Origin of the sequence: Streptacidiphilus jeojiense (assembly GCF_000719095.1) — a bacterium.
Classification (GTDB): domain Bacteria; phylum Actinomycetota; class Actinomycetes; order Streptomycetales; family Streptomycetaceae; genus Streptacidiphilus; species Streptacidiphilus jeojiensis.
In genome coordinates, this window is the sequence record NZ_JOEH01000007.1 from 143,598 (window position 1) to 165,315 (window position 21,718).

Genomic DNA, 21,718 nt, shown 5'->3' on the forward strand with positions numbered 1-21,718 from the left:
ACTGCGCCGATGGGATCCTGGGCGGCCTGGTCGCGGGCACGGTGGGCGCTGCTGGTCTGGGCGCTGACGCGACTGGTGCTGGTGGCGGGGTCGTTGAAGATCGGGCCCTTCGCCGCCCCCGGCGGCCTGGACTACTCGGTGGACCGGGTCTACCGGCCGTGGTCCGAGGTGCTGCGGCACGGGGCGTTCCCGGTGCACGACGTCAGCTGGCAGTACCCGCCGGGCGCGGCGGGGCCGGTGCTGTGGCCGGCGCTGGTGCCGTTCACGGACTACGGGCACGCCTTCATCTGCCTGTGCGCGGTGTGCGACGCGGCGGTGATGGCGATGCTGCTGCGGGCGGCGACACGCGGCCGGGGACGGGAGCAGGGCCGGGGGCGGGAGCAGGGCCGGGGGCGGGGGCGCAGTTCGGCGGGCTGCTGGATCTGGGCGCTGGGCCTGCCGCTGCTGTGGACCACGCCGTGGAACCGCTTCGACGTGATGGTGACGGCGCTTGCGGTGGCCGCGCTGCTGGCCGCCTCCTGGCACCGGCTGCCCGCCGCCGACATCGCGTTCGGGGTGCTGGTGGGGCTGGGCGCGCTGGTGAAGGTGTGGCCGGTGCTGCTGCTGGTGGGCACCGAGCGCGGGCGGCGCTCACGGGTGTCCTGGGCGGCCGCGGCGGCCACCGTGGTCCTCGGGGCGGTGGCCTTCGCGGCGACCATACCGGGGGCGTTCGGATTCCTGACCGCCCAGCGGGACCGGGGCATCGAGTTCGAGTCGCTGCCCGCGCTGCCGTTCCAGCTGGCCCGGCACCTGGGCTGGTCGGGCCGGATCGGGGTGCACGAGGGGTCGACCGAGTTCCTGGGGCCGTGGGTGGGGGTGGTCGCCCGGGTGGGCGAGGCGCTGTCGGTGGCGGCGCTGGCCTGGCTGCTGTGGTGGCGGGCCCGGGCGGACCGTTCGGCCGGCCAGGTGCTGCCGGACGCGGCCTTCACCGCGGTGCTGCTCTTCGTGGTCACCAGCCGGGTGCTCAGCCCGCAGTACCTGGTGTGGCTGGTCGGCCTGGCCGCGGTGTGCCTGCTGCGGACCGGTACGTCCCAGCGGCAGCCGGCGCTGCTGGTGCTGGCGGCCTGTCCGCTGACGGCGGCGGTCTTCCCGTTCCTGGGCCGGGAGCTGGTCCACGGCTCGATCCCGGCGACGCTGCTGCTCACCGCCCGGGACCTGCTGCTGCTCGCCGCGGCGCTGCTGTCCGCACGGCGGCTGTGGCAGGCCACCGCTACGGGCCGACGGCCTTCGGCAGCCGACGATCGTCGCCCGACGGCCGCTCCTCGTGCTGGGCGGCGGCCGGGATCCGCGGCTCCAGCAGCCGCATCGCCAGCGCGGCCAGCAGGTTGACGGCGCCCAGCACCAACCAGGGCAGGGCCCGTCCGGCTTCAAAGAGCGTGGTGAAGAACGCCGGGGCGACCATGCCGGCGAAGGTGAAGGAGTACTGGAACACCGCCAGGTAGCGGCCGCGGGCGGCGGCCGGAGCCAGCCCGGTGGCCAGGGCCATGGACACCGGGGCGTGCAGCAGTTCGGCCGCCGTGAACAGCAGCGCCGCCCCCGCCAGGAGCGGGACCAGCCAGATCCGCAGGGTCGGCGACAGCGCCGCGAACAGCAGGCACCACACCGCCCACAGCACGGCGGCCGCGATGACGACCCGGGAGCGCCGGTAGGGCGCCAGCCGCTTGATCACCGGCGCCGCCAGCGCCGCCAGCAGCACGGTGTTGCCCACCAGGATCGCCGGGGCGAGGAAGCGCGGGCCGTGCAGCCCGTCCAGCACGAACACCGGCAGGCCCAGGGCCAGCATCATGCTCGTGGTCGCAAACACGGTGTTGACGCCGGTGAAGGCGAGGAAGACGCGGTCCCGCAGCAGGGTCCGGTAGCCCGCCTGCGGATCGCCGGTGCCCCGCACCCGTCCCGGCGCGCGCACGAACACGGCGATGGCGACGGCCGCGGTCAGGTAGGCCGCGGCGGACCCGTGGGCGACGGCGCGGTAGGCGCCGTCGCTGCCGTCGGCGATGGCGGCCGCGGCCACCAGTCCGCCCGCGCTCAGCCCGGCGGTCCTGGTGGTGTTGGCCCAGGCGAACCAGGTGTCCTTGGTCCGCGTCGACGGGCTGCCGTCGGCGAAGTCCGCGACCGCGGTGAACACGCTGGACCAGAAGACCCGCACCCCGACGGCGACCAGGGTGGTGGCCAGCAGGATGCCGACCGGCCCGTGCACCCGGTCGTACCCCAGATAGCCCGCACCCTGCATCAGCTGCGCCGCGACCACCAGCGGGAACGCGCCGAAGCGGTCGACCAGCACGCCGGTCCAGACCGGGATCGGCAGGGTCAGCGTGTTGGCCGCGCTCATCAGCACCCCCAGCAGGCCCAGCCGGACATCGGTGAGCTGGCTGAAGAACACCAGTTGCAGCGGCAGGAACAGCCCGTTGCCGATCGAGTCGACCACCAGCGCCGCCATCAGCACGGCCCCGCCGCGACTTCCCGTACCCAGCGTGGACATGGCCCCCCGTTCCCCCTGCCGGCCCCGGCGACCGCACGGTCGGCGCGATCACCGGGCAGAGCCTAGCCCCGGATCGGCCTCGCGGGACCGGCTGACGGTGGGTCATCCCGGTTCCGCAGCAGGAGTATTGACAGTACATATCCAATGCGGAACGGTGACCTACAACGTTGTAATCGGATGGGTGAGAAAGCAGGACGCCATGCCCCCAACGAGATCCGCCGTCACCAAAGCCGTCCGAAGGGCGCTGGCGTCCTCGCTGGCGGCCCTCGGACTGGTACTCGCCGCGCTGATCGGCCTTCCCCAGGTGGCGCAGGCCGCCGGTTCGCTGCCGTGCGACATCTACGCCGCGGCGGGCACCCCCTGCGTCGCCGCCCACAGCACCGTGCGGGCCCTGTTCTCCGCCTACAACGGCCCGCTGTACCAGGTCACCCGGGCATCCGACGGGGCCACCGCCGACATCGGCCTGCTGTCCCAGGGCGGCTACGCCAACGCCGGCGCGCAGGACACCTTCTGCGGGGATTCCACCTGCCGCATCACCCGGATCTACGACCAGACCTCGCGCCACAACGACCTGACCCCGGGCCCGGCCGGCACCTCCGGCATGGGCGCCGACCGCGGCGCGGACGCGAGCGAGCTCGCGGTCACCGCCGGCGGGCACAAGGTGTACGGCATCTGGATCTCGCCGGGCGTCGGCTACCGCTCCTCCGGGGCGGCCTCCGGCGCCGCGGTCAACGGCCAGGCCGAGGGCGCCTACATGGTGGCCAGCGGCACCCACGTCGGCTCCGCCTGCTGCTTCGACTACGGCAACGCCGAGAGCACCCCGGCCGACACCGGCAACGGCCACATGGATGCCGTGTCCATCGCCACCACCTGCTACTTCGCGCCGTGCACCGGTTCGGGCCCCTGGGTCGAGGCCGACATGGAGAACGGCATGTTCCAGGGGAACAACGGCTCCAACACCGCGAACGCCGGCAACAGCAGCACCTTCGTCACGGCCGTGCTGAAGAACAACGGCCAGACCAGCTACGCCCTCAAGGGCGGCAACTCCCAGTCCGGATCACTGTCGACCTGGTGGAACGGCTCGCTGCCGACCCGCGGCGGCTACATGCCGATGCACCAGGAGGGCGGCATCATCCTGGGCACCGGCGGGGACAACAGCAACTGGAACATGGGCACCTTCTTCGAGGGCGTCATGGTCTCCGGCTACCCGACCGACGCCGCCGAGAACGCGGTGCAGGCCGACATCGTCTCGGTGGGCTACTCCGGCGAGACCAACGTGCCCAACGGACCGCAGGGCACGATCACCGGCCCCGGCGGCCAGTGCGTGGACGTCGCCGCGGACGACACCGGCGTGGACGGCACGGCCGTCCAGCTGTGGAACTGCCAGTCCTACGCCGAGGACCAGCACTGGACCCACAACGCCAACGGCTCCCTCACCACGCTGGGGCGCTGCCTGGACATCAACGGCAACGGCACGGCCAACAACACCCAGGTCGAACTCTGGGACTGCAACGGCGTCGGCGGCCAGAAATGGATCCAACAAGCCGACGGGTCATTGCTCAACCCCCAGTCCGGCCGCTGCCTCGACTCCCCCAGCGGCGCCACCGCCAACGGCACCCGCCTGCAGATCTACGACTGCAACGGCAGCGCCGCCCAGAAGTTCGCCGTCAACGGCGGCGGTCCGGTCAACGGCCCCGGCAGCCAGTGCCTCGACGTGGCCGGCGACGACATCGGCGTCGACAGCACCGCCGTGCAGCTGTGGAACTGCCAGTCCTGGGCGCTGGACCAGCACTGGACCCACAACGCCGACAACTCCCTGTCCACGCTGGGGCGCTGCCTGGACATCAACGGCAACGGCACCGCCGACAACACCCAGGTCGAACTCTGGGACTGCAACGGCGTCGGCGGCCAGAAATGGATCCAACAAGCCGACGGATCCCTGCTCAACCCCCAGTCCGGCCGCTGCCTCGACTCCCCCAGCGGCGCCACCGCCAACGGCACCCGCCTCCAGATCTACGACTGCAACGGCAGCGCCGCCCAGAAGTTCGCCCTGACCTGAACACCGGGCAGGGACCCGGTCCATCGACCGACCGGGCCCCTGCCCGGGGCGGCGCCGAGCAGGGTGTCGTCATCCTCCCTGGACCGGTTGCCCGGCGAGCCACGCGTCGAAGGTCTGGCTGCCCCGGGGACCGGGCCCGAGCGGCAGCAGGCCGTCAGCCGTCATGGCCGCGCCGGTGGCGCCGGGCATCTTCACCGGCAGCAGCAGCCGGGACTGGTTCCGGCTGCGCAGCAGGCTCCGCACCATGTCGACGAGCTGCTCGACGCGGGGTCCGGCCAGTTCGGGAGCCATGCCCTGCGGCTCGGCCAGGGTGAGCCGGACCAGGTGTCGGGCCACCTCGGCCGCGGCGACCGGCTGGGTGCGCATCCTGGGCACCAGCGCCAGCGGCTTGGCGGCCCGGTCCAAGGTCTGGCCCGCGAACTCGTGGAACTGGGTGGCGCGCAGCACCGTCCAGGGCGTCCGCCCGTTGCCGACCAGCTCCTCCTGCCGGAGCTTACCCAGGTAGTAGCCGAGGCCCACCCGGTCGATGCCGACGATCGACAGGGCGACGTGGTGGGCGACGCCGGCCCGCACACCGGCGTCCAGCAGGTTGCGGCCGGCCCGGTCGAAGAACGCCACGGCCTTCCTGCCGCTGATGGTGGTGGTGTTGCTGACGTCGATGACCGCGGACACGCCGGCCATCGCCGCGTCGAGTCCCGTTCCGGTGACCAGGTCCACGCCCCGGGCCCGGGACAGCACCACCGCCTCCTGTCCCGCCGCCGTCAGCTCGTCGACCACGTACCTGCCCACCAAGCCGGTCCTGCCTGCCACCGCCACCCGCATGCCCGGGCCCTCCTTCGCGTTCGTGCCGCCGTCGTTGCCGTGGTGCTCCCGGTTGTACGCCATCGAACGCCGTCCTGTCGCCCGGAACGGTCCGGTACCAGCAGCAGTGCGGCCAGCAGCACCAGGGCGGACAGGAACACCACGTTGAGCACCTGGTCGCGCGTGCCGTACATGTCCAGGTGCTGTACGTGGTAGCCGAAGTGCAGCACATTGAAGACCAGCCAGACCGCTCCGGTCGTCCGCACCAGCCGGGTGTCGTGGACCGAGCGCAGGGTGACGGCGGTCAGCACCGCCAGGGCCAGGAACATCGCCCCGGCGTCCTTGCTCAGGTGCTCGTTGTAGGGGCCCAGCTGGGGAAGCCAGCTGAGGCCGAGGCCGGGGAAGTCGGCGTACCAGCTGGTCGGGGAGAAGTAGGCCCAGATGCCTGTGTACAGTGCGGTCGCGGCCAGCAGGCCGAGACTTGCGTACCGGATTGTCGTTTTCATACCGCTATGACGAGACAGCCCTCCCCGATGTGAGGAGGGCTGCCGGTCGTTCGCGTCACATCTCGACCGGACCGGGTGCTAGCGGGCCTGCCCCAGGCTGAGCAGGGCGAACACGCCGCCGATCACCGGGCGGGCCTGGAAGCCGCTCTGATGGTCGGTCACCGTGTCGTACCAGTCGGTGAAGGGCACGCGGGACGGCGAGGTGTGGGCGAAGGCGTACAGGGCGTCGACCAGGTACCCGCTGACCGGGTGGTCACGCAGCCAGGCGGCGGTCCACATCTCCCAGTCGCCCTTGGTGTAGGAGTGGCGCACGTCCAGCGGGACGCCGTACTGGTTGACCTGGGTGAGGTACCAGGCGGCCTCCTGGGCGGCGACCTGCTTGGGGACCAGGCCCAGGCCGAGCAGCGCGTCCGGGTAGCCGTTGTACTTCAGGCTCCAGGTCCCGGGCTGGTCGTAGGCGAGCTTGAGGTGGTCGCCGGAGGCGTCCTGGGCCAGCCCGACCCACTGGGAGATGTAGTCGCGCGAGACCGCCCGGTAGTGGTCCGCGTCGGCGGTCTTTCCCGCGAGCGCCGCCAACTGGCCCGCCGCGCCGACGGCGATGATCCCCTTGAGCGCGAGGTTGGCGCTGTGGCCGATGAAGCCGGTGAAGTCGTCGGTCTGGTTCTGGAAGCCGGGGTCGAGGGTGTTGTCGACCAGGTAGTCGGCCCACTGCTTGAGGATCGGGTAGTGCGCGGCGGCGAACGTCCGGGCCTTGGCGCCGCTGGTGCGGGCGGCGTAGGCGGCGCTCATGATGAGGATGTTGGCCGACTCCTCGATCGGCATGTCCTCCTCGTTGCCGTCGTTGTGTCCGGAGGCGTTGGGGTAGCTGGATCCCAGGTCGTGCTCGGCGAAGGTCTTGGGCCAGCCGCCGTGCTCGGCGTAGTCCAGCATCGGGGCCAGCAGCAGCCCGAGGTACTCCGGGTCGGTGTACGCGAAGGCCGGCATCGCCGGGTAGGTGACGTCGATGGTGGAGACGTTTCCGTCGCTGGAGATCTCCTTGAGGAAGGCCCAGGGCTGTCCGTCCCGGCTGACCAGCTCGGTGCCGGCGTAGGCCTGCCGCAACGCGATCGCACACAGCGCGGCGTACCTCTCGCCGCCGGCGGCGGTGGCCTCCTCGCGGATCCTGCGGTCCAGGGCGTCGCCGCGCCTGCCGGCCGCCGCCGCGTCGGCATGGAAGAAGGCCGCCATCTGCTGCCAGGAGGACCAGGAGGACTTCCACAGCGGCGGCAGCTGCGTGCCCAGGTAGCTGACGGCGGGTTCGCGGACGTGGCCGACCGAGAGCACCGCGGACTCGGTGGAGCGGCCTACACTGCCCAGGTCGAAGTGGAACGCGAACACCGGCCAGTTGTCGTTGATCGGGCGCGGCTGGTCGCTGTCGGAGGAGTTGCCGAGTCTGCCGTCGTTCAGCGCCGCGGGTCGTACCGCGGTGTCGGCGCCGATCTGCCAGGTCAGTCCCGAGCGGTTGGTGGCGCTCCAGACGATCGAGCCCCAGGTCGCCATGTCGCCGTTCTCGGCCAGCAGCCGCGGCGTGTCCGGGGTGAAGCTCAGCGCGGTCAGCGCGCTGCCCGAGCCGGCGACCTGCTCCTGCGACCAGCGGATCGGAGTGCCGGAGTCGGCATGGACCCACTCCCCCGAGATGTCGAAGTAGAGGCGCACCTGGTGGCTGCCGCCGTCGGTGCTGCGGACGTCGGCGGTGACGTAGGACAGCGGCACGGACTGGCGCCGCAGGTCGGCGGGTTCCACCGGGGAGTGGAACGTCAGGGTGAGCTCCACGCCGGAGGCCTCGAAGAGGAACCGGGACTTGGTGGCGGTCGTGGTGAGCCGGCGCAGGGCCATGCCGCGCAGGACGTGGCCCGAGATGTTGGGGGCGCCGAGGAAGAGGAACGGCACCCCGTCGATCTCGGCGATGCCGGTCATCGCAGTGGTGCGCCCGGTCCAGAAGGTGGGCCAGGTCCCGGCCGGGTTGTCGGCCGGGAGCCAGGTGCTGAGGTAGGGCGAACGCACCGCCAGCGGAACGGCCGGGGGTCGGATCGGGTCGAACTCGGTGGCGAGGACGGTACCGGCGGACTGCCCGGCGGCGGTCGCCCCGGCAGCGGTCACCGCGGCGTCGGTCGCCGCTGCGGTTGACGCGACGTCAGGAGCGTCGGCGCGGGCGGCGCCGGGCGGCAGCAGGGCCAGCCCCGCCGCGCCGAGTCCGGCCGCACCGGACCAGCGGAGCAGCCCGCGGCGGGAGTACTGAGGGTCGGTCATGTGTTCCTCCAGGGCCTGCTCGGGGAGCAGTGGTGGCAGGGGGAATTCGCGGCCGGACGGCGCAGCGTCGAGGGGGTCGCGCGGAACTCGGCCACATCGTTGACAACGTTGGAAATCCGCAGCAGCAAGAATGACAGCACGCCGGCCGGGCCCTGTCCAGACCCCGGGCAGATCCGCCCGCCGATGGCCCCATCGCCCCCGACAATGCCTCAGAAACGCTTCTGAACTGGTGATTCACCGATCCGATCGACTGCCGTCAGGGCCAGGACCCGGGCCGGAGGACGACGGGCCCCTCGGTCGGACTCGACGGCCGGGCTGTCGCCTGAAACGTTTCTGACACAGAGTCTTGACAGGTTGACAGTTCATGGCCCACTGTCCTCTACATCGTTGGAAATCCCTCGCCCCCTCCTCCCTCCACCCTTCTTCCGAGGATGTGATCGGCGCATGAACGCCTCCCCCCGGACCAGAGCCGCGACCGCGGCGCTCGTCACCACCGGACTGTTCCTGGCAGTGACCGCATGCACCAACTCCGGTTCCGCCACTGCCCCTTCGTCGTCCTCCGGGGCCACGGCCGCCGGTACCGCCGCCGCCCAGCAGGTGGTCTCGCCGTCCGGTTCCCCGGCCGGCCCCGGCTGCACCTACCAGACCTACGCCGGGGGTGTGCCGCAGCTGGACATCACCGACGGCAAGACCATCGTCGGCTTCTCCCAGTCCGAGTCCACCAGCAACCCGTTCCGTGCCACCGAGACCAAGAGCATCGAGGACGAGGCCAAGCGCCTGGGCGTGAAGCTGATCGAGCGCAACGCCAACGCCGATGTGAACGCCCAGAACTCGCAGATCGAGGACATGATCGCGCAGGGCGCGAAGGTGCTGATCGTGGCCCCGGAGAACTCCGACGGCCTCGGGCCGGCCCTCGCCCAGGCCAAGGCCAAGAAGATCCCGGTGCTCACCATCGACCGCACCGTCACCGGCACCGCCTGCTCCGACTTCATCGCCTTCATCGGCTCCGACTTCTACGGCCAGGCCCAGATAGCCGCCGACGACCTGGCCGGCGCCACCGGCGGTACCGCCCATGTGGCGATCCTGCAGGGCACTCCGGGCAACAACGTCTCGGCCGACCGCACCAAGGGATTCACCGACAAGCTCGCCGCCAAGTACCCGGGCATGACCGTGGTGGCCTCGCAGACCGCCAACTTCGACCAGACCGACGGCCAGAAGGTGATGGAGCAGCTGCTCCAGGCGCACTCCGACATCAACGCCGTCTACGCCGAGAACGACGCCATGGCCCTGGGCGCGATCCAGGCGATCAAGTCCGCCGGGAAGACGCCGGGCAAGGACGTCAAGGTCGTCACCATCGACGGGATCCAGCAGGCCGTCCAGGACGTCGCCGCCGGGCAGGTAGTGGCGGACATCGAGACCAATCCGCGCTTCGGCCCGCTGGCGTTCCAGTCCCTCAAGGACTTCTTCGGGACCACCGGCGTCCAGCCCAAGGTCATCATCAAGGACTCCCACTTCACCAGCGCCAACGCCCAGCAGGCGCTGACCCAGGGGCTCGTCTACTGAACCGGCCGGCAACGGTTCCCGGGGGCCGCGCCGAGAGGCGGCCCCCGGGAGCCCCGCGGTCCCGTACGAGGAGGACAACGTTGGTCCAGCAGGACCCGGGCCCCGCACCCGACTCCGTCCTGGAGGCCGTGGGGGTCGACAAGAGCTTCGCGGGCGTGCACGCCCTGCGCGGCGTGGACTTCGCCCTGCGGCCGGGCGAGGTGCACGCGCTGATCGGCGAGAACGGCGCCGGCAAGTCCACCCTGATCAAGGTGGTGACCGGGGTGTACCGCCCCGACGCGGGCCGGGTCCGGCTGGCGGGCGCGGACCGGGAGTTCCGCAATCCGCTGGAGGCGCAGGCCGCCGGGATCTCCACGATCTACCAGGAGGTCAACCTGGTGCCGCTGATGTCGGTGGCGCGCAACCTCTACCTGGGCCGCGAACCCCGGCGGCTGGGCCTGGTCGACGTGGGCCGGATGAACCGTCAGGCGGCCCAGGAGCTGCGCCGCTTCGGGGTGGACACCGACGTCACCCGGCCGCTGCGCACGCTGGGGCTGGGCGCGCAGCAGATGGTGGCGCTGGCACGGGCGGTCCAGGTGGACGCCAAGGTGGTGATCATGGACGAGCCGACGTCGTCGCTGGAGCCCCGCGAGGTGGACACCCTGTTCGAGGTGATCTGGGGGCTCAAGGCGCAGGGCATCGCCGTCGTCTACGTCAGCCACCGGCTGGACGAGCTCTACGCGGTCTGCGACCGGGTGACCGTGATGCGCGACGGCGCGGTCGTGCACACCGGCGAGATCGCCGGGCTGGAGCGGTTGCGGCTGATCTCGCTGATGCTCGGCCGGGAGATGTCCGCGGTGCGGGAGAAGGGCGCCACCGCCTTCGAGGCGGACCGCAGCGCCGGCGCCGGCGGCCGCCCGGCACTCAGGGCGACGGATCTGAGCCTGCGTCACCGTCTGCACCGGGTCTCCCTGGAGATCCGCCCTGGCGAGGTCGTCGGTCTTGGCGGCCTGCTGGGCGCGGGCCGCAGCGAGACCGCCAAGGCCATCACCGGCGCGCTGGCCACCGACAGCGGCACCGTCGAGGTCGACGGGACCCGCCTGCAGCACCGCAGCCCCGCCGCCGCGATGCGGGCCGGCGTGGTGATGCTGGCCGAGGACCGCAAGGCCGAGGGAATCATCCCCAACCTCTCGGTCCGCGAGAACATCGTGCTGGCCGCGCTGCCCCGGCTCTCCCGGGCCGGCCTGGTGGACCGGCGCAGGCAGGACGAGGTGGTCCGGCTCTTCATGGACCGGCTGCGGATCAAGGCCGCCGGCCCGGACCAGAAGGTCAGCGACCTGTCCGGCGGCAACCAGCAGAAGGTGCTGCTCGCCCGCTGGCTCTGCCTGCAGCCCAAGGTCCTGCTGCTGGACGAGCCCACCCGCGGCATCGACGTCGGTGCCAAGGCCGAAGTGCAGGCGCTGATCAACGAGTTGGCCGAGGACGGGCTCGGCGTGCTGCTGATCTCCTCGGAGCTGGAGGAGCTGATCGAGGGCTCGGACCGGGTGGTGGTCCTCAAGGACGGCCGCGTGGTCGGCGAGCTGGAGGGCGACGGGGTCACCGAGGACGCACTGCTCGGCGCACTGGCCCAGGACGCCGATGCCCGGGACGCCGATACCCGGGACACCGATACCCAGGACACCGATGCCAAGGACCAGGACAAGGAGCCCACCCCATGAGCACCCTCGCCTGGACCGGCGCCCTGCGCGACCGCGACCGGCTGCTGAGACTGCTTCAGGAGTACGGCGTCTACGCGGCACTGGCCGTCCTGTTCCTGGTCGCCGTCGGGTTGAACTCCGACTTCCTGTCGGCGGGCAACGTCCGCATCCAGCTCTTCCAGGTCGCCCCCACCCTGCTGGTGGCCCTCGGCATGGCCCTGGTGATCGGCACCGAGGGCATCGACCTCTCGGTCGGCGCCGTGGTCGCGCTCGCCGCCGCGGTGGTACCGCTCTACCTGGGCTACGGGCTGGCGTTCGCGCTGCTGATAGCCCTGGCCCTGGGCGCCGTCTCCGGTGCGGTCGGCGGGGCGATGGTGGCCTTCACCCGGGTGCAGCCGATCGTGGCGACGCTCTCGCTGATGATCGGCGTACGCGGGCTGGCCGAGATCGTCAACGGCGACTCGGCCAAGCCGGTCACCGACACCGCACTGCTCTCCCTGGGCTCGGACAGCCTGGCCGGCATCCCGCTGATGGCCTGGATCACCGCGCTGGTCGCGCTGGCCGTGGGCCTGGTGGTGCGGCGCACCACCTTCGGCCGCCGGCTGGTCGCGATCGGCGACAACCGCCAGGCCAGCCGACTGGCGGGACTGCCGGTGCGGCGGGTGCTGCTGACCGTCTACCTGGTCTCCGGGGTGCTGGCCGCCCTCGCCGGAGTGATGATCGTCGGCCACGGCGCCGAGGCCGACCCGGCCAACCAGGGGCTCAACATGGAACTCAACGCGATCACCGCCGTGGTCGTCGGCGGCACCCCGCTGACCGGCGGCCGGGTCCGGGTGCTCGGCACCGTGGCCGGGGCGCTGTTCATGCAGCTGATCACCGCGGTGCTCACCCAGCACAACGTGCCCAACTCGTACACCCAGATCGTCGAGGCGGCCATCATCTGCTGCGCCGTGTACGCATCGCAGGAGCGTGGTACCCGATGAGTCCGACCGTCCTCCCCCCGACCACGCTGTCCTCCGGCCCCGGTCCCGGCCCGTCCGCCGCCTCGGCCCGGCTGCCGCTGCGCGAGCGGCTCGCGGCCCAGGTCCAGCGGCGCGGCGCGCTGGCGGTGCTGGTGCTGGTCGCCGCCATCGCCTCGGCCACCTCCGCGACCTTCCCCACCTGGTCCAACGTCAGCAGCATCCTGGGCAACAACGCCTTCGTCTGGCTGCTCGCGCTGGGCATGACCTTCGTGATCATCACCGGCGGCATCGACCTGTCCGTCGGCTCGCTGTACGCCCTCGGCGGTGTCCTGGGCGCCTACGGCGCGCAGACCGGCGGGACCTGGCTGGCGATCCTGCTGCCGCTGGCGGTCGGCGCCGGCTGGGGAACCGTCCAGGGGCTGCTGATCGCCCGCGCCGGGATGGCGCCGTTCATCGTCACCCTGGCCGGGCTGCTCGGCGCCCGCGGCCTGTTGCAGGCGGTCACCCACGAGGGCGCGACCACCTACCTGGTCCCGGCCGGGTCCTGGTTCCGCAACCTCGGCGCCGGCGTCTGGACACCGGTGATCCTGGTGGGCGTGCTGTTCGCGCTGGGCGGTCTGCTGCTGACCCGCAGCCGGTTCGGCGCCACGCTCACCGCGCTGGGCGGCAACGAGAACGCCGCGCTGCTGATGGGCCTGCCGGTGGCCCGCGCCAAGGTCCTGGTCTACCTGCTCTCCGGCACCCTGGCCGCCGGAGCCGGAGCCCTGGGCAGCGCCAGGCTCGGTTCCGGCGTCACCACCATCGGCGTCGGCTACGAGCTCACCGCGATCGCCGCCGTGGTGATCGGCGGCACCCTGCTCACCGGCGGCAGCGGCTCGATCGGCGGCACCGTCAGCGGAGTGCTGCTGCTCGCGGTCATCCACAACCTGATCGACCACTACTTCTCCCAGTACGGATCGGCGTTCACCGACGCCGTCAACGGTGCCTTCCTGGCCCTGGTGGTCCTGCTGCAGACGCTGCTCAGCCGGACCCAGCAGCTGACCTGACCCGCCCTCCCGGCGGGAGACCCGCTCCCCCGCCGGGAGACCCAGGAACCCAGGAGACCCAGGACCAGGAAAGAGTGCCGTGGGCGTCAGCCTGAAGGACGTCGCGCTGCGCGCCGGCGTGTCCGTGAAGACCGTCTCGAACGTGGTCAACCACTACCCCCATGTGACACCGGCGACCCGGGCCCGGGTCCAGCACGCCATCGACGAGCTGGGCTATCGGCCCAATCTGATGGCACGTCATCTGCGCAAGGGGCGCACCGGCATCATCGCGCTGGCCGTCCCCGAGCTGGGCAACCCCTACTTCGCCGAGGTCGCCGGGGCGGTGATCGACGCCGCCGCCCGGCACGAGCAGACCGTCCTGCTGGACCACACCGCCGGGCTGCGGGAGAAGGAGGCCCTGGTCTCCCAGGGCTTCCGGGCGCACGTCATCGACGGGCTGATCCTCAGCCCGATACAGCTGGAGTCCGAGGACCTGCTGGCCCGCACCGCGGGACCGCCGATGGTGCTGCTCGGCGAGCGCGAGTACGACGCACCGTACGACCACATCGCCATCGACAATGTCGCGGCCGCCAGGGCTGCGGTGCGGCACCTGCTGGACCTGGGCCGCAGCAGGATCGCCTTCCTCGGCGCCCGCGAGGAGAGCGCGCGCCAGCCGGCCCATCTGCGGCTGAGCGGCTGGCGCCAGGAGATCGCCGCCTCCGGCGGACTCGCCAGGGACGCGCTGGTCGCCGCCACCGACGGCTTCGACCGGCGCGACGGAGCCGTCGCGATGGCCGCCCTGCTGGACCGGGGCGAACGGCCCGACGCCGTGTTCGCCTACAACGACCTGGTCGCGCTGGGCGCGATGCGCGTCCTGTCGGAGCGCGGGCTGCGGGTGCCCGAGGACATCGCCGTGGTCGGGTTCGACGACGTCGAGGAGGGCCGCTACGCGGCGGTCTCGCTGACCACCGTCGCGCCGGACAAGCACGCCATCGCCCGGCTGGCGGTGGACTGCCTGCTGGAGCGCATCGGCGCGGCCGGGGCGGATCCGGCGCCCCCGCCGCGCCGCATCAGGCCAGGGCACCGGCTGGTGATCCGCGAGTCCACCGCCGGGCGTCCGAGCCGCCCCCGCCCGCCGCCCGGCAACTGGTCCGCGCCCGGGCCCGGGCCGGGCTAGCGCCGCCGGCTGCTCTCGCGCACCACCAGCCGGTAGCCCGGGACCAGGAACTGGCTGGGTGCGCTGTCACCGTGCAGGATTCGCTCCAGCAGCAGGCTGACGGCCAGCTCGGCGATCTTCGTCTTGTCCGGGGCGATGGTGGTCAGCGACGGGATCGCGTACTCGGCCTCCTCCACGTCGTCGAAGCCGACGAAGGCGATGTCCTCCGGTATCCGCAGCCCCGCCTCGTGCACCGCACGCATCGCGCCCAGCGCCAGCAGGTCGTTGAAGCAGAAGACCGCGTCCGGGCGCTCGGGCAGCTTCAGCAGCCGCCGCATCGCCGCGGCGCCGTCGGGCCGGAAGTAGGAGCGCACCGGCGGAAAGAGCGCCGGATCGGGCTGCAGGCCGGCGCTCTCCAGCGCCTCGGCGTACCCCTGCAGCCGCTGCTGCGCCGTCGCCCGGGGGGACGGGTCCTGCCAGCCGATGGCGGCGATGCGCCGGTATCCCTGGTCCACCAGGTGCTGGGTCGCGTCCCGGGCCGCCGAGACGTTGTCGATGTGCACCCGGTCCGCCACCGGGCCCAGGTCCGCCTCGCCGAGCAGCACCAGCGGGATCGGGCGCTCCCGGTCCACCAGCTCCGCCTGGTCCAGGCCGAGCGGGCTGAGGATCACCCCGTCGATCATGGGGTCGCCCAGACCGGAGGCGATCCGCAGCTCCGCGACCGGGTCTCCCCCGGTGTCGTCCATCAGCACCGTGCAGCCGTGCCGGCGGGCCGCGGCGGTCACCTCGACCGCCAGTTCGGCGAAGTACGGCGAGGGCAGTTCGGGGAAGGCCAGCGCGATCACTCCGCTGCGCCCGGTGCGCAGCCGACGGGCCATCACATTCGGGTGGTAGCCCAGCTCGTCGATGGCCTGCTGCACCCGCGCCCGGGTCTCCTCGGCGACCTGGACCGAGCCGTTGACCACGTTGGAGACCGTCTTCACCGAGACCCCCGCGGCCTCCGCCACGTCCTTGAGCCGCGGTACCGCCGAGCCACCGGTCCTCGCCGCCATGGACTCACCCCCGTCACCCTCGGCGGGCGGGCTCCTCGAGCCCTCCATCACGCCGTTTCAACGTGAGAATAGCGGCCCTGAGGGCGCAGGAGCGCCACCGGATCATTTTCCGGGTCCGGTATGCAACTGGGGTGCCTCCCCAGGCGTGAACACTGCGGCAGCGCCGAGGAGCGCTGCCGGATGCGCGAACAGGAGGGGAGGCGCGGTGAGGGACGAGCCCAGTTTGGACTTCGACGGGTTCTATGCCGCGACGTACCGGCGGATGGTGGGCCAGCTGTATGCGATGACCGGCAGTCTGGGCGAGGCCGAGGACTGCGTGCAGGAGGCCTATGCACGCGCCTGGCAGCGCTGGGCCAAGGTCAGCAGACACGGTGCGCCCGAGGCCTGGGTGCGCACCGTCGCCTACCGGCTCAGCGTCTCGACCTGGCGCAAGACCGTGAACCGGCTCTCGGCGCACCGCCGCGAGCGCGGGCAGGGCGTGGTGCAGGGGCTGAACCCGGATCACCTGGCCCTGGTGGCGGCGCTCCGCAGGATCTCGCCCGACCAGCGCGAGTCGATCGTGCTCTACCACCTGGTCGGTCTGTCCGTGGAGGAGATAGCCGCCCAGAGCGGGGTCCCGGCCGGGACCGTCAAGGCCCGGCTCTCCCGCGGGCGCAGGGCCCTGGCCCCGCATCTGAGCGAGTCCGTCGAACCGGCGCCGGCCTACCGCACCGACCAGGGCGCCGCCCCGCGGCCCAGCACCGGGAAGGAGATCTAGCCGTGCCAGAGGACTTCGACACCCTGCTGTCCACCATCGCCACCTCCGCGGGCGCAGCGGCCCGGCCGCGCGGTCCGGAGGCTGCCCGGCGTCGCGGGGCGACCCGCACCCTGCGCCGGCGGGTCGCCGTGTCGGCACTGTCGGCGGCGCTCGTCGCCGGCGGGATCGGTACGGCGCTGGCCGTGGGCCGGTCCGGAGGCGGACCCGTGCCACCCCCGCCCGCCGTCAGCCCCAGCAGTTCCACCGGCACCAGCCACCCGAGCCAGGGTCCGAGCCGGAGCCCGAGCGCCTCCCCGGCGCCGTCCACCAGCTCCGCGCCCGGCGATGTCGCACCGAGCCTGTCCCTCCAGCTGCCCGCCGAACTGGCCAAGGGGACCGCGAACCAGGTCGGCTTCACGGTCTCCAACCCCGGCGCCGCCCGCACCGAGACGGTGACCGTGGACCTGGGCGCGCCGACAGTCGGCTCCCCCACGTCGACCACGCCGCAGGAGCGCGGGATCGTCCAGCGCCAGGACGGGTCCGGCGGCGCCTGGGTATCGGTGCCGGTCGGCTACACCAAGGCGGGATCCGGGAACTCCGCCGCCGACACGGCGACGTACCAGCTGAGCCTGCCGGCGCAGGCGACCGTGCAGGAGCAGCTCCGGGTGACCCCGGTCGGCGTCGAATCCGTCGACTTCCAGGTCACCCTGGCCGATGGCGGCTCGGCGCCGGTCACCCGGTCGCGGACGCTGCCGCTGGCCACCCCGAGCCTGACCGGTACCGGCCCCGCTTCGGTGGCCCCCGGAACCACCTCGGCCGAGTTCGACTTCACGCTGAGCAACACCACCACGGCCGACTACAGCGGGGTGGGTCTGTATCTCAATGCCGCTGGATCCACGCCCAACTGCGACTTCACACCGTTCGCCACCGCCCAGTGGTGGGACGGCAGCAGTTGGCGCACCGTCTCACTCAGCGGCCAGTGGCCGAAGCTCGACACGATCGGCCTCGGCGCAGGACAGAGCGTGGCGGTGCGCACCCGGCTCGTCGTTCCCGCGACCCTCGCCTCCTGTCTCAAGCGCGGCGAGGTGTCCTTGATCGCCGCCAACGGCGCGGACAACCCAGCCGGAGGCGTCGTCTCCATCCCCACGGATCCGGACATGACCGTGCGGGGTGACGCACCGTTCTTCTCCATCGGCTGACGCCGAGTCGGCCGGACCGCCGTTCCCGCAGCTCCGAGCTGCGGGAACGGCGGTCCGGTCTTAGCGTGGATGGGCGCCGATCGCAGCGGATGACCGGGTCCAGGGGCAGCAGTGGCAGAGATCCGTCGGTCCCCCGGCACGTGACGGTCGGCGTCCCGCCCGCCGACGTCACCGAAGGCGCTGATCACCGTGGCCCTGGGCCGTACTCTCGTGGAACTGCCGCTGATCCGGCCGATGCTCGCCACCGCAGGCACCCGGCTTCCCGCCGACCCGGACCGCTGGGCGGTGGAGGTGAAGTGGGACGGGGTGCGGATCACCGCCTACCTGGACGGCAGTGCCGGGGGCCTGCGGCTGCTGACCCGCAACGCCAACCAGGCCACCGAGCGCTACCCCGAGGCCGCCGAACTGCTGGACCTGCTGCCGCGCGGCACCGACGCGGTCTTCGACGGCGAGCTCATCGCCGCGGGCCCGGACGGCCGCCCCTCCTTCGGCCGGCTCCAGGAACGGATGTCCCTGCGCCGGCCGGCGGCGATCCGCTCCGGCGCGCGGACCTTCCCGGTGACGCTGATGCTCTTCGACGTGCTCTGGCTGGACGGGCGCTCGCTGGTGGAGACGGCCTACCGGGACCGGCGCGAGGTGCTGGAGTCCCTGCCGCTGGACGGGCACCGGGTGGTCGTCCCACCGGTCTGGCCCGGGAGCGAGGCCGACGCGGCGCTGGAGTGGACCGCGCAGAAGGGCCTGGAGGGCGTGGTCGCCAAACGCCTGGCCTCGCCGTACCGGCCCGGCGTCAGGTCCGAGGACTGGATCAAGTTCAAGCACACCAAGTCCCTGGACATCACCATCGGCGGCTGGATCCCGGCTGGCACCACCGTCAAGGCCCTGCTGCTGGGTGTCCGTGACGGAGCCGACCTGCGCTATGTCGGCCGGGTGGGCGCCGGGTTCTCCAACGCCGAGGGCCGCGCCCTGGTCGGCCTGCTCAGCCACCTCGGCGCCGACCGCTCCCCCTTCACCGCCGGACCGGCCCTCCCCCGCACCGACCCGCTCCGCTTCGTCCGCCCCGAGGTCACCGGCGAGGTCGACTACCTGGACGTCACCGACGCCGGCCTGCTCGCCCACCCGGTCTGGCGCGGCCTGCGCGGCGCCCACGCCGACTGATGCACCTCCTCGGTGCAGGCACCGGGGTTCGAGCCGGGCTTTCCGGGCGGGTGGGGCGGACGCTAGGGTCGGAGCACGGCGCCACGGAGCGCCTCCGGTCCGCGGGAAGGGCTCAGCCCATCCGGGTTCACCTGTGCGTACGGCCCTGCACTCCTTTCGGCCTGACCACGCGGACAGCAGGCATGACGAGAGGAGGCCGTTGTGCCGACCGATCCTTCCCCCGCAGACCCCGCCCCGGCCGCAGGCCGGGCACCCGGTCGTCGGGTCCTGCCGGAGGACGCCGACCTGGACCACTTGCGGGGTCAGTGCCGGGCCCTGCAACGTGCTGTCCGCGGGGGTGATCCCGACGCCGCCCGCCGGGTCGCCGTCCACGGCTTCGCCGCCGACCAGGGGTTCCTGCTCAGTTCCGCGCAGTTGGTCGTCGCCCGCGAGTACGGATTCGCCGGCTGGCCCCGGCTGAAGCACCACCTGCAGACCATCGCCCGCTATCGCTGGGATCCCAGCGAACCCGACGCCGTCGGGCAGGACGCCGAGAGCCGGGCCGACCGCTTCTGCCGCCTGGCCTGCCTCGGCTACACCCCGGCGGACGGCCCCGACCGCTGGTCCCGGGCGGCGGACCTGCTGGCGCTCCACCCGGACCTGGTCGACCTCAGCATCTGGGCCGCGGGCGCGGCCGCCGACCTGGCTGCCCTGCTCCGCCATCTCGCTGCGGACCCGGCCGGCCCCTGGGCCGCCGCCACCCGGCGCGGCGGCCCCTACCGTTGGACGCCGCTGTTCTACCTGGTCTACTCGCGCCTCGGGGTGGCCGCCCGCGGCGGCGCCGGCTCCGCGGGCACGCACGGCACCGTCGGCGGGGACGCGCCGGTCGCCGCCCGATTGCTGCTCGATGCCGGGGCCGATCCGCACGAGGGCTACCTCTGGCACGGCCTGCCTACCCCGTTCACCCTGCTCACCGGTGCCTTCGGTGAGGGCGAGCAGGGACCGCTGCGGCAGCCCCGGCATCCCGACTCGCTGGCCCTGGCCCGGCAGTTCCTGGAGGCGGGCGCGGACCCGTCGGACGGCCAGGCCCTCTACAACCGGATGTTCGGCACGGACGACGACCATCTGCGCCTGCTGTTCGACCACGGCCTCGGACAGGGCGACGGCGGCCCGTGGCGGGCCCGCCTCGGCGAGGCCCTGGACACCCCGCAGCAGCTACTGCGCGGACAGCTCGGCTGGGCCGTCGACCACCGCCAGAGCGAACGGGTCAGGCTCCTGGTCGAGCACGGCGTGGACGTACGGGCCCCGTTCGCCGACGGTCGCACCCCCGCCGCCCGGGCCCTGCGCAACGGCGACCAGGAGCTCGTGGACTACCTGGTCGCCCACGGTGCGGAAACCCCGCCCGCGGACCCGGTGGACGCGCTGCTCGGCGCGGCCCTGGCGGGCGACGAGCCCGCCGTGGCCCGGCTGCTGGCCGCGCACCCCGGGGTAGCCGCCGAAGCGCGCGCGGCCCGTCCGTCGGCGATGGTCTGGGCGGCGGCCAACGGCCGGCCGGGGGCGCTGCGCCTGCTGGCCGGGCTCGGCTTCGACGTCAACGCGCTCGGCCGCGGGGACATCCCCTCCGACCAGCCCTGGGAGACCGCCCTGCACCAGGCCGCCGCGGCCGACGACGTCCCGGCGATCCGGCTGTTGCTGGAGCTGGGGGCCGACCCGCCATCCGCGACCGGCGCTTCGACGCCACTCCCCTGGACTGGGCCCACCACCTCGGCCGGCCGGAGGCGGCCCGGGAGTTGGCGGACTGAGGCCGGTCCGACCGCGACTACTCGCACAGGGCTGCGGTCACGGCGGCCTGGATGTCGGCGTCCTGCGCGGCGGTACCGCCGGGGTTGAGGTTGACCATCACGGTCACCTGGCGGCCGTCGGGCGTGGCACCGCTCATGGTCTCGAAGCCGAAGATCCCGCCGTCATGTCCCCAGAACACCCCGCCGCACGGCAGCGGGGTGCTCTGCAGGCCCAGGCCGTATCCGCTCCCGGAGGCGTCACCGGTCGGGGTCGTGGTCTGCATCGCCCGCAGTTCGGCGGGCGGCAGCAGCCTTCCCTGCAGCAGCGCGCCGAGGAACCGGTCCATGTCCGCGCCACTGGAGATCATGGCCCCGGAGGCGAAGGCCACCGACGGGTTGAACGCGGTCACGTCGACCGGGTCGGCAGCCGTCACCTCGGCGTAGCCGTGTGGATGTGTGCCGGGGATGGCGGACCGGTCGACGGGCACCGAAGTGTCGTGCAGGCCGAGCGGCTTGATGATGCGTCGGTCGATCTCCTGCCCGTACGCGTGGCCGGTCACGGCCCGGATGAGCAGCCCGGCCAGCACGTAGTCGGTGTTCGAGTAGCTCCATCCGGTCCCGGGTGCGAACAGCCGGGGATGTGCCAGGGCGGTGCTCACCAGCTGCCGGGGGCTGTAGTGGGCCAGCGGATCGGCCAGGATGCTGTCCTCGCTGAGATAGTCCACGTAGTCGGGTAGGCCGCTGGTGTGCTGGAGCAGTTGGCGCACGGTGATGTCGCGGCCGTCGTTGCCGTTGTCCCGGACCAGCCCGGGGAGGTAGCGCTCGATCGGTGCGTCGAGGTCCACCCTGTGCTCGGCGACGAGTTGCAGCACCACGGTGGCGACGAACATCTTGGTCATGCTGCCGATCCGGAACCGGCTGTCCGCGGCCACCGGCGCGCCGGTGGCGAGGTCCGCCACCCCACTGGTCAGCACCGTCCGGCTGCCGCCGGCCCCGATGTCGGCCAGCGCCCCTGGCGCCCCGTCAACGGTGGTCAGCCGTTGCAGAATCGCCTGGACCTCCCCGTACCGGGTTGCCGGGGCATCGGCTGCGGAAGCCCGGGGTGCTGCTCCGGTGGTGCCCACTGCGACTGCCACCAGAGCGGCACACACGGCGATCATGCGAGTGCGCATGGGGATCCCCTGTTCAGTGCGGTGCGATGGGCGATTCGCCGGACTCGGCGACGCCGACTGGTCCAGTGTCGCCAACCAGCGGCCCATCG

At 72.5% G+C, this 21,718-nt stretch carries 17 protein-coding genes; 11 read left to right on the forward strand and 6 right to left on the reverse strand.

Annotation, left to right across the window (positions count from 1 at the left end; genetic code table 11):
* The first annotated feature begins 9 nt into the window (after positions 1-9).
* A complete protein-coding gene (locus tag IF29_RS44770) occupies positions 10-1,368 on the forward strand; it encodes a glycosyltransferase family 87 protein (RefSeq protein ID WP_030252759.1) in 1,359 nt (452 codons plus the stop codon).
* Here the strand turns inward: IF29_RS44770 and IF29_RS0110750 are convergent.
* On the reverse strand, positions 1,250-2,518 hold the full coding sequence (locus tag IF29_RS0110750; RefSeq protein WP_030252761.1) for an MFS transporter: 1,269 nt from the start codon (positions 2,516-2,518) through the stop codon (positions 1,250-1,252). The two genes, IF29_RS44770 and IF29_RS0110750, sit on opposite strands and share 119 nt — an antisense overlap.
* A 199-nt stretch (positions 2,519-2,717) precedes the next feature.
* Here IF29_RS0110750 and IF29_RS0110755 point away from each other — a divergent pair, with 199 nt between their 5' ends.
* Positions 2,718-4,577: an arabinofuranosidase catalytic domain-containing protein gene (locus IF29_RS0110755; RefSeq protein WP_051725158.1), complete on the forward strand. Its 1,860-nt coding sequence runs from the start codon at positions 2,718-2,720 to the stop codon at positions 4,575-4,577.
* A 69-nt stretch (positions 4,578-4,646) separates the two neighbouring features.
* Here IF29_RS0110755 and IF29_RS0110760 read toward each other — a convergent pair whose 3' ends face one another.
* The 3 genes from IF29_RS0110760 to IF29_RS0110770 form a co-directional block, all read right to left on the reverse strand.
* On the reverse strand, positions 4,647-5,366 hold the full coding sequence (locus IF29_RS0110760) for an SDR family oxidoreductase (RefSeq protein WP_232242097.1): 720 nt from the start codon (positions 5,364-5,366) through the stop codon (positions 4,647-4,649).
* The gene (locus tag IF29_RS0110765; RefSeq protein ID WP_232242098.1) at positions 5,339-5,884 is read right to left on the reverse strand and encodes a hypothetical protein; all 546 of its coding nucleotides are present in this window, start codon (positions 5,882-5,884) and stop codon (positions 5,339-5,341) included. Before IF29_RS0110765 ends, IF29_RS0110760 begins: the two co-directional genes overlap by 28 nt.
* 78 nt (positions 5,885-5,962) lie before the next feature.
* The gene (locus tag IF29_RS0110770) at positions 5,963-8,173 is read right to left on the reverse strand and encodes a glutaminase family protein (RefSeq protein ID WP_051725159.1); all 2,211 of its coding nucleotides are present in this window, start codon (positions 8,171-8,173) and stop codon (positions 5,963-5,965) included.
* A gap of 444 nt (positions 8,174-8,617) precedes the next feature.
* On the opposite strand from IF29_RS0110770, the gene IF29_RS0110775 reads away from it, so the two are divergent.
* From IF29_RS0110775 to IF29_RS0110795, 5 genes are all read left to right on the forward strand, one after another.
* A complete protein-coding gene (locus tag IF29_RS0110775) occupies positions 8,618-9,736 on the forward strand; it encodes an ABC transporter substrate-binding protein (protein ID WP_030252771.1) in 1,119 nt (372 codons plus the stop codon).
* Between the two features lie 80 nt (positions 9,737-9,816).
* The gene (locus tag IF29_RS0110780) at positions 9,817-11,433 is read left to right on the forward strand and encodes a sugar ABC transporter ATP-binding protein (RefSeq protein ID WP_051725160.1); all 1,617 of its coding nucleotides are present in this window, start codon (positions 9,817-9,819) and stop codon (positions 11,431-11,433) included.
* The gene (locus IF29_RS0110785) at positions 11,430-12,395 is read left to right on the forward strand and encodes an ABC transporter permease (protein ID WP_030252775.1); all 966 of its coding nucleotides are present in this window, start codon (positions 11,430-11,432) and stop codon (positions 12,393-12,395) included. Before IF29_RS0110780 ends, IF29_RS0110785 begins: the two co-directional genes overlap by 4 nt.
* The gene (locus IF29_RS0110790) at positions 12,392-13,420 is read left to right on the forward strand and encodes an ABC transporter permease (RefSeq protein ID WP_030252777.1); all 1,029 of its coding nucleotides are present in this window, start codon (positions 12,392-12,394) and stop codon (positions 13,418-13,420) included. Before IF29_RS0110785 ends, IF29_RS0110790 begins: the two co-directional genes overlap by 4 nt.
* 79 nt (positions 13,421-13,499) lie before the next feature.
* The gene (locus IF29_RS0110795) at positions 13,500-14,576 is read left to right on the forward strand and encodes a LacI family DNA-binding transcriptional regulator (RefSeq protein WP_051725161.1); all 1,077 of its coding nucleotides are present in this window, start codon (positions 13,500-13,502) and stop codon (positions 14,574-14,576) included.
* Here the strand turns inward: IF29_RS0110795 and IF29_RS0110800 are convergent.
* Positions 14,573-15,607: a LacI family DNA-binding transcriptional regulator gene (locus IF29_RS0110800; protein ID WP_030252780.1), complete on the reverse strand. Its 1,035-nt coding sequence runs from the start codon at positions 15,605-15,607 to the stop codon at positions 14,573-14,575. The genes IF29_RS0110795 and IF29_RS0110800 overlap by 4 nt on opposite strands.
* Positions 15,608-15,812: 205 nt before the next feature.
* Between IF29_RS0110800 and IF29_RS0110805 the strand changes: the two genes are divergently transcribed.
* The 4 genes from IF29_RS0110805 (at position 15,813) to IF29_RS43400 (ending at position 20,566) form a co-directional block, all read left to right on the forward strand.
* Entirely contained in the window at positions 15,813-16,364 is a 552-nt protein-coding gene (locus IF29_RS0110805) for a SigE family RNA polymerase sigma factor (RefSeq protein WP_037594835.1), read from the forward strand.
* 2 nt (positions 16,365-16,366) lie between these two features.
* Entirely contained in the window at positions 16,367-17,542 is a 1,176-nt protein-coding gene (locus IF29_RS43395) for a hypothetical protein (protein WP_051725162.1), read from the forward strand.
* Positions 17,543-17,731: 189 nt separating this feature from the next.
* A complete protein-coding gene (locus IF29_RS0110815) occupies positions 17,732-18,697 on the forward strand; it encodes an ATP-dependent DNA ligase (protein ID WP_232242099.1) in 966 nt (321 codons plus the stop codon).
* A gap of 201 nt (positions 18,698-18,898) precedes the next feature.
* A complete protein-coding gene (locus IF29_RS43400; protein ID WP_051725163.1) occupies positions 18,899-20,566 on the forward strand; it encodes an ankyrin repeat domain-containing protein in 1,668 nt (555 codons plus the stop codon).
* On the opposite strand, the gene IF29_RS0110825 is transcribed toward IF29_RS43400, so the two are convergent.
* Positions 20,496-21,629, reverse strand: a complete 1,134-nt coding sequence (locus IF29_RS0110825) for a serine hydrolase domain-containing protein (protein WP_030252789.1) — start codon at positions 21,627-21,629, stop codon at positions 20,496-20,498. The genes IF29_RS43400 and IF29_RS0110825 overlap by 71 nt on opposite strands.
* Positions 21,630-21,718 lie beyond the last annotated feature (89 nt).